This is a genomic window from Stenotrophomonas sp. STM01 (assembly GCF_014852135.1).
In the GTDB taxonomy this organism is placed as follows: Bacteria; Pseudomonadota; Gammaproteobacteria; order Xanthomonadales; family Xanthomonadaceae; genus Stenotrophomonas; species Stenotrophomonas capsici.
This window is the reverse complement of sequence record NZ_JACVBA010000001.1, coordinates 2220183-2235480: the sequence shown is the minus strand read 5'-3', so window position 1 is coordinate 2235480 and position 15298 is coordinate 2220183. Positions and strand designations below refer to the sequence as shown.

Sequence of the window (15298 nt, the reverse complement as noted above, 5' to 3'; positions counted from 1 at the left end):
GCCGGCTTTTCCGTTTCGTCAACACCTCGTTTCGAGGAAGTTGACTCAACTGCTTCTCCGGCGCCCGAAGGCATCTCGTTGAAGCGAGCCGCCTACTTTAGCAGGCTTTTCGTTTCCGTCAACACCTCATTTCGAGGCGGTTGACGCTACTTCTTGGCGGTGGTCACCGAAGTGGCCGGCGCGTTGAAGCGAGGGAGCGAATTCTAGACATCTTTGTGAAAAGCGCAATCACTTTGTGTGCCTTTGCAGCAAATTCCTTGCTGAAGCCAGATTCGGCAAGGTTTTGGACTGATTGAGAGCGAAATCGGATGACGGAGCGCTTCTCTATATGAGTGGCCACGCCCTGGCGTGCCCAGCTGCTGGCGCTGCTTCGGCCTTGCTTGTGGGTGCTTTGGTGCTGCGATTTCGTTCTGCCCTCACCCCAGCCCCTCTCCCGCAGGGCGGGAGAGGGGCTCTGACAGCTTTCCTCGGCCACAATGGGGGTTGATCCGGGGTTGTGCGACTGATGACTGACTCTTCTGCTCGTTCGTTCTTCAAAGACATTTCGCTGCCTGCAGTGATTGCCGGCTTCATCACCGTTCTGGTGGGTTTCGCCAGTTCGGCGGTGATCGTGTTCCAGGCAGCACAGTCCGTTGGAGCCGACCAAGCCGAAATAGCCTCGTGGATGTGGGCGCTCGGCATCGGCATGGGCGTGACCTGCATTGGCTTGTCGCTGCGCTACCGGATGCCGGTGGTGACGGCATGGTCCACGCCAGGCGCGGCGATGCTGGTGGTGGGCGCTACCACCCTGCCCCTGTCCGATGCCATCGGTGCCTTCGTGCTGGCTGCAGCGCTGGCGGCGGTAGCGGGGTTCTCCGGCATCTTCGAGAAGGCGATGCGGCGCATTCCGGTCTCGCTGGCGTCGGGCATGTTGGCCGGTGTCTTGTTGCGCTTTGGGCTGGATGTATTCGTGTCGGTGGGAACGCAACCGCTGTTGGTGCTGGCGATGCTCGCGACCTACCTGCTGGGGCGACGGCTGCTGCCACGCTATGCGGTGATTGCAACCTTGCTGGTCGGTGTTGCGATTGCCGCCAGCAAGGGATTGATGCACGTGGACCAGGTGCAGTTGCAGTTGGCGCGACCGGTGTTCACCGTGCCGACGCTGTCGTGGGCTGCCGTGTTCGGCATTGCCCTGCCCCTTTTCATCGTGACCATGGCATCGCAGAACGTGCCCGGTGTGGCGGTGCTGAAGGCCTCCGGCTATGACGCGCCGGTGTCGCCGGTGGTGGGCTGGATTGGTGCGGTCAACATGGTGCTGGCGCCGTTCGGCGGCTATGCCTTGAACCTGGCGGCGATCACCGCGGCGATCTGCATGGGCCGTGACGTGCACGAGGACCCGGCGCGGCGCTATACGGCGGCGGTCAGCGCCGGTGCGTTCTATATCGTCATCGGCCTGTTCGGGGCGACGGTGGCGGCGGTGTTCGCGGCGTTCCCGAAGGAACTGGTGGCGGCGCTGGCCGGCATCGCCTTGCTGGGAACGATCGGCAACAGCCTGGCCGTTGCGATGCGCGAGGAAGTGGAACGCGAACCGGCGCTGGTGACCTTCCTGGTGACGGCATCGGGCCTGTCGATGGCCGGGATCGGGTCGGCGTTCTGGGGGTTGGTGGCGGGCGTGGTGACGCTGCTGGTGTTGCGGCGGTGAGGGGGATGCTGCCCGCGTCTTGTGCTCTGCGCGAAAGGGCCTGAGCGGCTGCCCTCTCCCCAACCCCTCTCCCGCTTGCGGGAGAGGGGCTTAAGCAGAAGCTTGAGCTTGCGGAAGCGGGGCTTGAGCAAAGGCTTGAGACAGCGCCAGCGTTAGAGCGGCTTTACCTCGAAGACCTGCCTGAGGGTGTGGCGGCCGCCGGGGGCCAGTTCGATCATGTCCGGGCCGACGTTGCCGGCCTCCACGCAGACGTAGTTGCGCCATGCGTCGCCGATGTCGTCCATCTTCGCGGCCTGGGCTTGGCCGGCGTTCCAGACCACGGCGCTGCGGCTGCCACTGGTGGTGATATCGATGGCGCGCTTGAAGCCAGGGTCGCGCAGGACGTAGTGGCCGGCGGCCTGGGTGTAGATGCGGTCGCTGCGGCCCGGGTCGCGCGGATCGCGCAGGTTCCAGTCGCCCTGCTGGACGTGGGCGTTGCCGTTGTCGAGCTTGTCCAGGTAGGTCAGGCCGTCCAGGCCGGTGACGTCGACCTTCAGTGCATCGCTGACGTTGAAGTAGTTGTGCAGCGCCTGGGTGATGCTGGTGGGCTGGGTGCCGGTGTTCTCGGTGGTCAGCTCCTGCTCCAGCGTGCGGCCGATGCGCAGCACCATCTGCAGCTTGAGGTTGAGGTTGTCCAGCGGCGGCGGGGCCAGGGTCAGCACGATGCTGCCATCGGCCTCGCGGCGGGCATCGCGCAGTTCCCACGCCACGGTGCGGACGAAGCCGTGCGAAGGCACGTCGTTGCCCTGCCCCTGGCGCGAGAAGTACGGCCAGCACACCGGGCTGCCACCGCGGATGGGCGTGGGCGGCTGCTTGGCGCTGGGCGAGAGCCACATCACGTCCTGGCCGCCCTTGGGTACGAAGGACAGCAGCTGGCCACCGAACACGCTGATGGCGGCGGTCGAGAACGGCGTTTCCACCTTCCAGGCGGTGAAGCCATTGAAATCGCCTGTGCTCAGGCCCTGCACATCCTTCATTGCGAGATTGCTCCGTACGATCGGGGATTGGACGAGTTGGGGGTAGTTGGCCGGCAGTTGGAACGCCGTGGGCGCCGCCGGTTTGGCGTCGCGCAGCGCCTGCAGGATGCGGTTGCCGGCACGGCCGTCGGCGGACTTCCAGCCCAACCGCTGCTGTTCGAGCTGGATGGCGCGACGGCTGGCGGTACCGATCATGCCGTCGGCCGCACCGATGGCATGGCCGCGTGCCAGCAACAGGGTCTGCAACTGGCGGCGCTCGTCGCGGCCCAGGCCCGGGTCGTCGGTGGGCCAGGCGGCGCGCAGGCCGCTGCCGCCACGCAAGCGGTCGGCCAGGGTGGCGATGGCGAGCGCATAGCTTTCGGCGGCGTTGTAGGAATAGATGGCGTCGTAGTTGCGGAACACCAGCAAGGCCGGGCCCTTGGCGCCGGCTGGCAGCAGCAACGCGGCGTTGGCGTCATCGGTGATGGCCGGGACCTGCAGTGGGCTGCCATCGACCAAGGTGATGCCGCGTGTGCGCCAGTCCGCCAGCGGCTTGCGCTTGGTGCGTCCGGCCAGGCTGGCATCAAAGCCCGACGGAATACGCACTTCCACGCCCCAGGGCTGGCCGGTACGCCAGCCGGACTGCTTGAGGTAGTTGGCGGTGGAGGCCAGTGCATCGGGAATGCTGGCGACCAGGTCGCGACGGCCATTGCCATCCCCGTCGACCGCGATGCGGGCGTAGGTGGAGGGCATGAACTGGGTATGGCCGAAGGCGCCGGCCCACGACCCGGTGAGTCCGGCCGGATTGAGGTCGCCCTTGTCGAGCAACTTGAGCAGGGCCAGCAACTCGCCCTTGAAGAAGGGTTGGCGGCGGCCGTTGCAGGACAGCGTGGCCAGCGACTGCAACAGCGGGCGCTTGCCGAATACGCGGCCGTAGTCGCTCTCCACGCCCCAGACCGCGACGACGGTGGCCGGATCGACGCCGTATTGGGTGGCGATCCGCTCGAGCAGCGCGCGGTGCTCGGTGAGGCGGGCGCGACCGTCGTTGATGCGCTGGGTGTCGACCAGTGAGGCCAGGTAGTCCCAGATCGGCGTGGTGAACTCGGGCTGGGCGTCGAGCAGCGGCAGCACGCTGAGATCGGGGCTGACGTCGGCGAACCACTGGTCGAAGCGTTCGGCGCGGATGCCCTGGGCGGCGGCGCTGGCGCGCAGCGCGGTGCCGCAGCTGCCGAAGTCGCTGGTGGCCGCCGCCGCGGACGTGGCCAGGGTGAGGGCAGCCAGTGCCGAGGCTGCGCGCATCATCAGGGGTGCTTTCATCGGCCAGGCTCCTTGCGTGGGGCTTGATGATACGCGGAGCGATGGAAGGGGCTGGCTGTCCAGGAGTTGGGGGCTGGAGCCGCGCGGTTCCTGTTGCGCCGTCGTCGTGTGCTGCGTTGGGTGGTCAGCGCTGGAAGCGACCCCTCCCCGGCCCTCCTCTTGGCGTTGCCAAAGGGAGGGGTTGAGAAGCGGGGTTTGGGGTTACACGGCGTCGAGGTAGTACCAGCGGCCGTCGATGCGTTGGAAACGGCTGTGCTCGGCCATCTTCACCGCGCTGCCGCCGCCGACGCGGTAACGGGCGATGAATTCGACCTCGGCCGTCGCCTCGCCAGTGACGAGGTGACGCTTCACGCTCAGGCCCAGCCATTGGGTGCGCTGGCCGGGTGCGTCTTCCAGCGACAGGGTTTGCGGGCGGGTGTCCGGGTGCCAGCTGGCCAGCAGGTAGTCCACGTCCTTGAGCACGTAGGCGCTGTAGCGCGAACGCATCAGTACCTCGGCATCGGGAGCGGCTTCGCCGGCGTGGTAGCGGCCGCAGCAGCGGGCGTAAGTGAGCGCCTGCCCGCAGGGGCACGGTGAGGTCGGAGTGATCTGCATGGCGTATTTTCCCACCGATGCCACCTGCCACTCCAGCGGGCCCGGCAAGGGCGCGTATGCTGTCGCGCCCTGCGCCGGAATCCCCATGCTGGAACTGCTGCCGCCCGAGCTGCCCTGGTTGCTGGTGATCGCCTTCATCGCCGGGCTGGTGGATGCGGCGGTCGGCGGCGGCGGGCTGATCCAGCTGCCGGGGCTGTTCACCACCCTGCCCCAGCACACCCCGGCGGCCCTGCTGGGCACCAACAAGTTCAGCTCGATGTTCGGCACCGGCGCGTCGGCCTGGCGCTATGCGCGCTCGGTGCGCTTCCCGTGGCGGCCGGTGCTGCTGGCCGCGGCGGCGGCATTCGCCTGCTCGTTCCTGGGCGCGACCGCGGTGACGCTGCTGTCCAAGGATGCGGTGCGTCCGCTGGTGCTGACCCTGCTGATCGTGATGCTGGGTTACACGCTGGCCAAGAAGGATTTCGGCGCGATGCACCGGCCCCGCGAAGTCGGGCGCCGGGAGCTGGTGATCGCGCTGGTCATGGGCGGGGTGATCGGCTTCTACGATGGCTTCTTCGGCCCGGGCACCGGCAGCTTCCTGATCTTCCTGTTCGTGCGCTTCTTCGGGCTGGATTTCCTGCGCGCCTCGGCCGCCTCCAAGGTAGTGAACCTGGCCACCAACGTGGCGGCGATCTCGTTCTTCCTGCCCAGCGGCAACGTGCTGCTGGTGTTCGCCGTGCCGATGGCCGTGGTCAACGTGCTGGGCGCGGTGACCGGTACCCGGCTGGCGCTGCGCGGCGGTACCCCGTTGATCCGTAAACTTTTCCTGGTGCTGGTGGTGGTGCTGATCACGCGCATGGCCTGGGACACCTCCAATGGCCCGTGACGGCACCTGCACATGGCTGAATCCCGGCCGCTGAAATTCCGCCGGATCCATCACATAGTCGCGGCCGAGGATCCGACGCCGGACGCAGGGAAGGGCTTGGGATGAAGAGCCGATATCGTATTGCCGCATTGCTGCTGCTCGCCGGCATGCTGCTGGCCTGCCTGCCGGTACTGTTTTCGGCGCAGCAGGCGCGCAAGCAGGCAATCCGGGAACGGTTTGCCCAGCTTGATGACACCGCCGCGCACCTGGAACGCCAGGTCCGCGATACCGCCAGCCTGCTGCGGCAACTGCGGCAGCAGATGCATGCCCGCAGTGATGACCCCTGCAGTGCCGAAGGCGTGGCGCTGATGCAGCGGTTCGTGATGAGCTCGCAGATCGTCAAGAGCGCGATGTTCCTGGACGGCACCCGGGTGCTCTGCTCCTCCAACAGCGCGGTGACCAACAACCTGCTGCTCGGGCCGCCGCCGGTGGTCCAGCCCGACGGCACGCTGATCCATTCGCAGGTGCGCATCCGCGGCGTACCGCAGCGGCAATACGTGCTGCTGGTCAAGGATGGCTACGGGCTGCTGGCCTACCCGGACGGCCTGATCGCGCCGTTCTCCCGTCCCAACGTGTCGATGGGATTGTTCAGCACCCACACCGGCGCGTGGCTGGCGCGCTACGGGCACCTGCAGGAAGCCTGGGCCGCGGCCAACGGCCCGGCCGCCGGCCAGGCGCATTACCTGGACATGGACAGCGGCTACATGGTGGTGCGGCGGGTGGTGCCGCCGGGGACCACCGGCACGGTCGTGGCCAGCCCGCTGGCGTCGATCGACACGCGCGTGTCGCAATTCGCGCATTGGTTCCTGCCGGCCGGCGTGCTGGCCGGGCTGGTGGTGCTCGGGGCGGCCTGGCTGATCAGCCGGCGCCAGCTCTCGGCCCGTGCCGAACTGCTGCATGCGATCAACAAGGGGCACCTGTTCCTGCTGTACCAACCGGTGTTCGACCTGGTCGATGACACCTGCGTGGGTGCCGAGGCGCTGCTGCGCTGGCAGCACGAGGACGGCAAGGTGGTGACGCCGGACCTGTTCATTCCCTTCGCCGAGGACGCCGGGCTGATCCACCTGGTCAGCCGACGCGTGCTGGAACTGGTGGTCAAGGACCTGAGCGGCTTCCTGCGCCAGCATCCGGGCTTCCACATCAGCGTGAACCTGTCCCCGCAGGACCTGCAATCGCCGCGTACCCCGCGCCTGCTGGCCGACATGCAGGCGGCGATCGGCCCGGGGTGCGGCCGCTTCGTGGTCGAGGCCACCGAGCGCGGCCTGCTGGAGAGGACCAGCGCCCTGGAAGTGCTGCTGGCGATCCGCGGACTGGGCATCGAGCTGGCGGTGGATGACTTCGGCACCGGCTACTCCAGCCTCTCCTACCTGACCACGTACCCGTTCGACATCCTCAAGATCGACAAGAGCTTCACCCATACCGCCTGCACCGGATCGGTGACCAGCAGCGTGGCCGACCACATCATCGACCTGGCCCGCAGCCTGGGCATGCGGACGTTGGTGGAAGGCATCGAGACCCGCGAGCAGGCCACGTTCTTCCGCCAACGCGGCGTGCGCTACGGCCAGGGCTATCTGTTCAGCAAGCCCCTGGGTGCGGCGGAGCTGTTCGCCTTCGTGCCCGCGCATTCGCGCCCGGACCAGCATGCCCGGCCGGCGCCGGTTGGCCCCCTGCCCCGGCGCCGGCCAACACCGGATTGATCGACCTCAATGCATCGCCCCACTGATGCGGCGATGCTGGCTTCCTCGCGGGATGGCCGCGGTCGTGGAGCAGTGCCATGCAGCAGGATTTCCAGGGACGCATCGCGCTGGTGACCGGCGCGGCATCGGGCATCGGCGAAGCCGTGGTCCGCCAGCTGGCCGCGCGCGGGGCGCAGGTACTGGCCGCCGACATCGACGGTGACGCGGCCACCGCGGTGGCGATGTCGCTGGGTGATCGGGTGATGCCGTTGCGCGTGGACGTCAGCGACCCGGATGCCGTGCGCCACATGGTGCAGGCCGGCGTGGAGCGTTTCGGCGCACTGCACCTGGCGGTGAACAACGCCGGCATCAGCGGGGCCAGCCTGCAGACCGCCGATTACCCGCTGGAGGAATGGCACCGCGTGCTGGGCGTGAACCTGCATGGGGTGTTCTACGCGATGAAATACGAAGTGCCGGCGATCCTGGCCGCCGGTGGCGGCGCCATCGTCAACATGGCCTCGATCCTGGGCAGCAACGGCTGGGCCGGCTCGGCCGCCTATGTCGCCGCCAAGCACGCCCTGGTCGGCATGACCAAGAGCGCGGCGCTGGAGTACTCGGCCCAGGGCCTGCGGGTCAACGCGGTCGGCCCCGGCTTCATCGACACGCCGTTGCTGCAGGGCATGGACGCGCAGGCCTACGCCGGGCTGGTGGCGCTGCACCCGGCCGGGCGGCTGGGCACGGCCGACGAGGTGGCCGAGCTGACCTGCTTCCTGCTCTCGGACAAGGCCTCCTTCATCACCGGCAGCTACCACCTGGTCGACGGCGGCTACTCCGCCCGCTGACCACCGCGCCGCCGGCGCACCTGACATTGTGTGTTTGGCAGGGCCTGGCCCTGCCTTTTTTTGTGCCGGATTTCGCCAAAGTGCCATTTGTTGACACATGAATGCGGCTTTGTGGCGCCTTCTTGTTGCCGCCGCCTAACGAATTGTTTACAAGTCGGTGACACCCGCCCCTACGGCGGGCCCACCAGAAGTAGTCCGGCATTCAGAGGAGCTTTCCGATGAAGTTGTCTTCGCTACGCACGCAACGCCTTGCCCACGCCGTACGGCTTTCCCTGTTGTTGCTCCCCGCCACGGCGGCCGCCCAGGACGCCACCGAGAACGCGCGCACCCTGGACACGATCCAGGTCACCGGTACCCGCATCAAGAAGGCCGAACTGGAAACCCAGGTGCCGGTGCAGGTGCTGTCCCGCGAGGCCATCGAACGCACCGGCTACACCTCGGTGGCCGACGTGGTCCAGCACCTCACCGCCAGCGGCGCCTCGCTGAGCACCAAGCTCAACTCCAGTGGCAACTTCGGCTTCCCGCCCGATGGCGGCGGCGTAGGTGCCGGCGCGGCCACGGTGGACCTGCGCCACCTCGGCCCCAAGCGCGTGCTGGTGCTGGTGGACGGCATCCGCTGGGTCAACGAATCGTCCGGCTCGGGGGTGGGCTCGTCGGTCGACCTGAACACCATTCCGCTGGCGCTGGTGGACCGCATCGAAGTGCTGGAGGACGGTGCCTCGTCGATCTACGGTTCCGACGCGATCGCCGGCGTGGTCAACATCATCACCAAGAAGGGCGCCGACGGTGGCCACGTCGAAGTGCAGTACGGCGACTACAACCTCAAGGGGGGCGGCACGACCGGGGTGGACTTCAGCTTCGGCAAGAGCGGCGAACGTGCGCAGTGGATCGTGGGCGGCTCGTGGTTCAAGCAGAAGGAGATCGGCTCCAACGAGTACAAGTGGGCGCGCGAGCCGGTGCCGGGCACCGGCCTGGCCAATGGCAGCTCGGCCACGCCGCAGGGACGGCTGGTATTCGCCGACCCCAGCGGCAACGTGTTCAACATCACCTCCAACACCGGCGTCACCTCGCCGCAGTTCGATCCCAGCCAGACCGGCTGCGCGCGCACCGATGACTACCATTGCTTCGGCACCCCGGACCGCTTCAACTTCGCCCCGTACAACCTGTTGCTGACCCCGAATGAGCGCAAGTCGGTGTTCGGCCAGGTGCGCTTCGAATTCACCCCGGCCGTCAGCGGCTGGTTCCGTGGCCTGTACAGCGAGCGCGAGTCGGCCAACCAGGCCGCGCCGGAACCGTTCTTCCTGGGCACCGACGCCGGCGTCTACAACGACTGGGCCGAGAAGAACCTGGTGATCTCGGCCAACAACCCCTACAACCCGTTCGGCTTCGACCTGACCACGATGGGCAGCGACCCGAACCTGTTCCTGATCGGGCGTCGCCCGGTGGAAGGCGGGCCGCGCCGCTACGAGCAGAAGGTGAAGACCTGGTACGCGGCGGCCGGGCTGGACGGCACCTTCGAGGTCAACCAGCGCACCTGGAACTGGGACATCAACGCGATGACCAGTGAAAGCAAGGCCACCCAGACCAACACCGGCAGCTACAACATCAAGCACATCAACCAGGCGCTGGGCGACCCGGCCGCCTGCGCGGCGATCGCCGGCTGCGTGCCGCTGAACATCTTCGGCGGGCCGGGCACCATCACCCCGGACATGCTGGCCTGGATCTCGCCGCTGGTGCGCGACCGCAGCAAGAACACGCTGAGCCTGGGTTCGGCCAACATCACCGGCGAGCTGTTCGACAACTGGGCCGGGCCGGTGTCCTTCGCCGCCGGTGCCGAGTGGCGCCGCTACAAGGGCGAATACCACCCTGACCCGATCACCGTGGCCGGCGAGTACAACGGCGTGCCGTCGGGCATCACCGTTGGCAGCTATACGGTGAAGGAAGCCTATGCGGAATTCGACGTGCCGCTGGCGCGTGGCGGTTTCTGGGGCAAGAGCCTGGACCTGAGCATCGCCGGCCGCTATTCGGACTACTCCACCTTCGGCGGCACCGGCACCGGCAAGATCGGCCTGCGTTGGCAGCCAGCGGACGAACTGCTGCTGCGCATGTCCTACGCGCAGGGCTTCCGCGCACCGTCGATCGGCGAACTGTACGGCACGCTGAGCCGCTTCGACGCGACCCTGGTGGACCCGTGCAACAACGCCGCCTCCACCACGCCCAAGTGCGTGGCCGATGGCGTGCCGGCCGGCTACGAGCAGGCCAACCCGCAGATCTCGGTGGTCACTTCCGGCAACCGCGACCTGCAGCCGGAAGAAAGCCGCTCGTTCATGGCCGGTGCGGTGTGGAGCCCGGGCTGGGCCGAGAACAGCAGCTGGTCGAGCAAGCTGGACCTGGGCGTGACGTTCTACCGCCACACCATCGATGACGCGATCCAGGCACCGGATGCGCAGGCCATCCTCGACCGCTGCATCGATACCCGCGATGCCACCGCCTGTGCCAGCTACACGCGCAACGACCGCGGCCAGATCATCCGCTTCGAGGACATCCTGGCCAACCTGGGCACCATCAACACCAGTGGCTGGGACTTCACCGCGCATTGGCTGCTGCCGGAGACCGGCTGGGGCCAGCTCGGCTTCGACTGGAAGGCCACCTGGGTCACCCGTTACGAGCTGATCAACGAATCCGGCCAGGCCGAACCGAAGGCGCCGGGCGTGGAGATCAACGACAGCGCGATCCCGGAGTGGAGCTCGACGTTGACCACCAACTGGGACTTCCGCAACTGGAACGCGAGCTGGACGATGCGCTACATCGACCGCCTGCGCGAGCGCTGCGCCGGGGCCAATGGTTTCGACATCTGTACCGACAGCGCCAACGACCAGCATTGGCTGGGCGCCACCACGTACCACGACGCGCAGGTGAGCTGGCGCACCGATGCGTGGATGAAGGGCGCCAAGGTCACCGTGGGCGTCAACAACGTGTTCGACAAGAACCCGCCGATCTGCCTGAGCTGCACGCTCAATGGCTACGACCCGGGCACCTATGACCTGCCGGGGCGCTACAGCTACGCCAAGCTCAGCCTGGATTTCTGAGCCGGGTGAGGGAAACGACAAAGGGAGCCGAAAGGCTCCCTTTGTCGTTGGCGATGGGCATTCGGTTTCGGGATTGGCTGGAAGCCGACACTGCTTCCGTAGCCCGCCTCTGCGCGACGGGATGGGCCGTCGGCTTCGCGACCGGGCAATCAGCGCAGGATCGCGCCCGCCAGGGCCATCAGCAGCAGCGCGAGCACCGGCAGCATCGACAGGCCGAAGCCCAGGCCACGCCCCGCCGGCGCGGCAACGTAGGCGCGCCAGTAGATCAAGCGGCCAACCAGGTAGACCGCACCGATGCCAGCCACCCATTCGGCCGGCCAGAAGCGGGCGGCGACGAACAACGACGGCAGCAGCGCGACCATCAGCTCCAGGGTGTTCATCTGCACGCGGTAGACGCGCTCGAAACCTTCATGGCCGGTGACGGCCGGCGCCTTCACGCCGTAACGGCCACGGGCGCGACCGACCAGGGTGGTGAAGAACAGGTACTGCACCACGACCAGCATGGCGACGATTTCCACGTAATGCATGGGGGAATCCTCGGAGGCGTTTGAGGGGACTGTAACGGAGGTGCGCGCGGGGTGATGCGAGCGGATGTGGGATGGGCTTGGCGGCTGGACCTGCTCCTGCCGTGCTTCCTCCCTGGCCAGTGGCAAGGGAGGAATGCCCGGGCTTACTGCTCGGTGGCCGCGCTCTTCCTCGCCGGCTTCTTCTTCGGTGCGGCTTCGGCATCGTCCGCCGCGACTTCCACGTCACCGGCCTCGTCCTGTTCGCGGGCGGCGGCGCCACGGGCGCGCGCCGGCAGCTTCAGGCGATTGGCCTCGTCGTCGTATTCGATCAGCAGCACGCCCGAATCGTGGCGACCGCTGATCTCGACGAAGCAGGCACCGCCGATGAACGGCTCCAGTGTCATCACCGACTTCAGCGGCGTGGCCACCACCATCTGGAAGCCGAAGTTCTCGAAGATGTTCATCGCCAGCGCGGTGAACTCGTTGTCGGCTTTGTCGAAGGCTTCGTCGAGCACCACGGCGGCGTAGCGCGGCAGTTCGCCGTCTTCGCCACCGAGCTGGTAACGCAGCGCCGCGGCCAGGCAGGTGGTGGCCAGCTTCTGGCGCTGGCCACCGGACTTGCCGGCGCCGCTGCGGTAGATCTCGACCTGCTCGCGGGTTTCACCGTCGAGCTCGACGCCGTAGAACTCCACGTGCTGGCGCACGTCCAGCACCTGCTCGCGCCAGCGGCGCAGCTCCGGTTCCTGTGCACCGAGGCGGCGCACCAGGTCACGCAGCACGTTGAACTGGGTTTCGGCCAGCGAACGGTCTTCGGTCTGCTGGTGGGTCAGCACCGCGCGCAGCTGCAGCTGGAAGTCCTGCACTTCCGGCAGGCGCCGGTCGCTGACGTCAATGGCCAGCACGGTGCCGCGGTTGAACGGCACCTGCTCCAGCGAGGCGTTGACCTCGTCCATGCGCTGCTTGATCGCCTTGTGTGCCTCGGCGGTGTGGCGCTGCAGGGCGAGCAGGTTGTTCTTGCTCTGGGTCTGCAGCAGGTCGAAGAAGCGGCCTTCGTGTCGTGGCAGGCCGTCGCTCTCCAGGCGCTGCAAGCGTGCCAGGAAGTCATCGGCGCTGCTCAGCGACACGGTGAAGTCACCGGAGTCCTCCGGCCACTGCTGGCAATACTTGCGGAAGCAGTCGAGCAGGTGCTGGGTGAGCTTGGCGTCGCGGCTCTGGCTCTGCCCCAGCTCCTCGGCCAGGCCACGCTCGATCACCCGGAAGTGGCTTTCCAGCGTGTCCAGGTTGAAGCCCGGCAGCGCCTCCAGGCGCTCGCCCAGGCCGTCGCGCTGGGCGTCGGTCAGCGGCGCACCGGCGACGCGGGCGGCGCCGTTGTCACGCTGCTGTTCCAACCGCACGCGCTCACGCGAAAGCTGCGCGCGTTCCAGCCGCACGTCCTCGTAGGTGCGCTTGGCCTGGTCGCGCAGGCCGCGGGTCAGCTCGATCTGCTGGCCGACGCGCGCCAACGCGTTGTCGCCCTCGCGCAGGTCCACCAGCTGCTCGTCGATGTCGGCCAGGCGCTGCAGGCGCGGGCCGACGTCGATCTCGTCCCAGTCGCGCTCGACCAGCACGCGCGCGGCCAGCTGCTTTTCCTGCCCGCTCTCGCGCTGCTTGCGCAGCATGGCCACGTCCGACTCGCTGCGCGCGATGCGCTGCGCCAGCTCCTGCGCCTCGCGCTCGTAGACGCGGCGCTTGTCGCGGTTGTCGTGGCCCAGCATCCAGCGCTTGCGGTCGTTGACGGCGTGGCGGTCGTCCTTCTCGTAGCGATCGCCCGGGTGCTTGATCTGGCCTTCGCGGGTCAGTGCGCGGTCTTCGTTGCGCAGCTGGCTGGCGTTCTCCACGCAGGTGTAATCGAAGCGGCGCAGCAGTTCGTTATGGACCCAGTCGCCGAACACGTGGTCGCGCAGCTGCAGCTTGTGGATCAACGAACGCTTGTCCGGCTCGCGCGCATGCAGCGACTCGTTGTCGCGCACGCGGAAGTAGACCAGCTTGGTGCCCAGGTGGGTGCGGTTGGCCCACTCGGCCACCTGGCTGTGGTGCTTCTCATCGACCAGCAGCGACTGCGCGAAACCGTGCAGCACGCGCTCGATCGCGCCGCGCCAACCGATCTGGTCCTCGCGCACCTGGATCAGCTCGCCGACGAAGGGCAGCACCGATTCGGGCAGGCCGGTGTCGTCGCACAGGCGTGCACGCATCTGCTGCAGCGGGGCCGGGATCGAGCTGGGCGCGGACTTGAGCGATTCCAGCTCCACGCGCAGCGCATTGAAACGCTTCTCGTCATCGCGGCGCTCGGCCATGCGCTCGGCGATGGCATCGTCCACGGTGCCGGCACCGTCACGGCTGCCATCGATCAACGCACGCGCCTGTTCGACCTGCTCGGCGAACACCGAAGCGGTGTCGGCCAGCGACATGCCCAGCTGGCGGCATGCGGTTTCCAGCTGCTTGCGGCGGCGCGCGCGTTCCTCGACCTCGCGCTCGACGCGGGTGCGTTCGCGCTCCAGCTCTTCGATGCGCTCGCCGCCCTGTTCGCGCTGCTGGCGTTCCAGCTCGACCAGCTTCTGCTCGTGGTTGTCCAGCGCCTGGCGGCGCTGGCCTTCCTCGCCCATCAGGCCGCGGTCGGCGACCTCCACTTCCTTGAGGCGGTCGTTGACCAGCTCCAGGCGCTTTTCCTCGCGGAAGCCGTCGATGCCGATCTGCAGGTCGCGCAGGTTGGCCACGCCCTTGCGCAGCTCGGTCAGGTCCTGGTGGTAGTCGCGGGCCGGGGTCAGCGTCTCGACCTGGCGGCGTGCGGTCACCACCGCGTGGTGGGCGCCGTCCAGCTCGGAGAAGTCCTCGACCAGGCGGTCGGCCGCTTCGAAGGTGCGCGGTTCTTCCAGCATGAAGCCACGCAGGAAGGCGTTGAGGTCTCCCAGGTTCTTGGCCGACTGCGTCTTGTGCAGCAGGCGCAGCGCCATGTCGTTGCCGATGCCCAGCAGGTGGCGGAAGCGCTCGGCGTAGCCGGCGAAGCTGTCGAAGTGGGCCACGTCCTCGCCCAGGCGCAGGCGCAGCTTGCGCAGGTCCAGGTCGAAGCCGTCGAGTTCGGCCAGGTCGAAGCGGCGCGGCACCACCATGTAGTGCTTGCGCACATCGTTGGCGGAGGTGCCGGCGCCGTTGATCCAGAACATGCGGATGATCGACACCGCGTCGCCGCGGGCGTTGTGGTATTCCAGCGCCAATGCGGTCCAGGTCGCGCCCTTGCGCAGGTACTGTGTGGCGATCTCGCCCGATGCGCTGTCCTGCTGGTCGGCCCAGGCGCCACGCACGTAGGACACCAGCGAGCGGTCGCGGCCGGAACGCTCGGCTTCGCGCGCGGCGGCGTTGAAGTCGACGATGCTCGGCGGCGTCAGCAGCGCGCTCATGCCATCAAGCAAGGTCGACTTGCCCGAACCGGAACGGCCGACGAACAGGAAGCCGCGCTCGGCGATCGGTACTTCGGTCAGGCCCGAGAACGTACCCCAGTTGAGCACCTGCAGGCGGCGCATGCGGAACTGGTTCGCGCGGGCATCACTGGCCGGGTCGTTGAACAACGCGGCGGCGGGAAGCAGGGTGTGGGAAGCGGTGTCCATGCGGCTCATCCTTCAACCGCCGCGCCTGGCGCGACGGCGACAAACAAATGTGA

General features: G+C 67.6%; 8 protein-coding genes and 1 pseudogene. 5 read left to right on the top strand and 4 right to left on the bottom strand.

Going from position 1 to position 15298, the window contains the following annotated elements; translation table 11 throughout:
- Nucleotides 1-505 precede the first annotated feature (505 nt).
- Entirely contained in the window at nucleotides 506-1681 is a 1176-nt protein-coding gene (locus IB227_RS10100) for a benzoate/H(+) symporter BenE family transporter (RefSeq protein WP_192287223.1), read from the top strand.
- A gap of 152 nt (nucleotides 1682-1833) precedes the next feature.
- Here the strand turns inward: IB227_RS10100 and IB227_RS10095 are convergent, their stop codons facing one another.
- Together IB227_RS10095 and IB227_RS10090 are read right to left on the bottom strand one after the other, a co-directional pair.
- Nucleotides 1834-3993, bottom strand: a complete 2160-nt coding sequence (locus IB227_RS10095; protein WP_318639534.1) for a lytic murein transglycosylase — start codon at nucleotides 3991-3993, stop codon at nucleotides 1834-1836.
- A gap of 201 nt (nucleotides 3994-4194) precedes the next feature.
- Nucleotides 4195-4587: a YchJ family metal-binding protein gene (locus tag IB227_RS10090; protein WP_192287222.1), complete on the bottom strand. Its 393-nt coding sequence runs from the start codon at nucleotides 4585-4587 to the stop codon at nucleotides 4195-4197.
- Nucleotides 4588-4672: 85 nt separating this feature from the next.
- Between IB227_RS10090 and IB227_RS10085 the strand changes: the two genes are divergently transcribed.
- The 4 genes from IB227_RS10085 to IB227_RS10070 all read left to right on the top strand — a co-directional run bounded on the left by IB227_RS10085 (nucleotide 4673) and on the right by IB227_RS10070 (nucleotide 11098).
- Entirely contained in the window at nucleotides 4673-5452 is a 780-nt protein-coding gene (locus tag IB227_RS10085) for a TSUP family transporter (RefSeq protein ID WP_192287221.1), read from the top strand.
- Nucleotides 5453-5553: 101 nt separating this feature from the next.
- The gene (locus IB227_RS10080) at nucleotides 5554-7188 is read left to right on the top strand and encodes an EAL domain-containing protein (RefSeq protein WP_192287220.1); all 1635 of its coding nucleotides are present in this window, start codon (nucleotides 5554-5556) and stop codon (nucleotides 7186-7188) included.
- Nucleotides 7189-7265: 77 nt separating this feature from the next.
- Nucleotides 7266-8009, top strand: a complete 744-nt coding sequence (locus tag IB227_RS10075) for an SDR family NAD(P)-dependent oxidoreductase (RefSeq protein ID WP_192287219.1) — start codon at nucleotides 7266-7268, stop codon at nucleotides 8007-8009.
- Nucleotides 8010-8227: 218 nt separating this feature from the next.
- Nucleotides 8228-11098: a TonB-dependent receptor gene (locus IB227_RS10070; RefSeq protein WP_192287218.1), complete on the top strand. Its 2871-nt coding sequence runs from the start codon at nucleotides 8228-8230 to the stop codon at nucleotides 11096-11098.
- Nucleotides 11099-11247: 149 nt separating this feature from the next.
- On the opposite strand, the gene IB227_RS10065 is transcribed toward IB227_RS10070, so the two are convergent.
- Together IB227_RS10065 and IB227_RS10060 are read right to left on the bottom strand one after the other, a co-directional pair.
- Nucleotides 11248-11625 carry an MAPEG family protein gene (locus IB227_RS10065; protein WP_192287217.1) on the bottom strand — a complete coding sequence of 126 codons (378 nt, stop codon included), beginning with the start codon at nucleotides 11623-11625 and terminating at the stop codon, nucleotides 11248-11250.
- 254 nt (nucleotides 11626-11879) lie between these two features.
- Nucleotides 11880-15245: pseudogene (locus IB227_RS10060) on the bottom strand (SbcC/MukB-like Walker B domain-containing protein); the annotation flags it as partial.
- Nucleotides 15246-15298 lie beyond the last annotated feature (53 nt).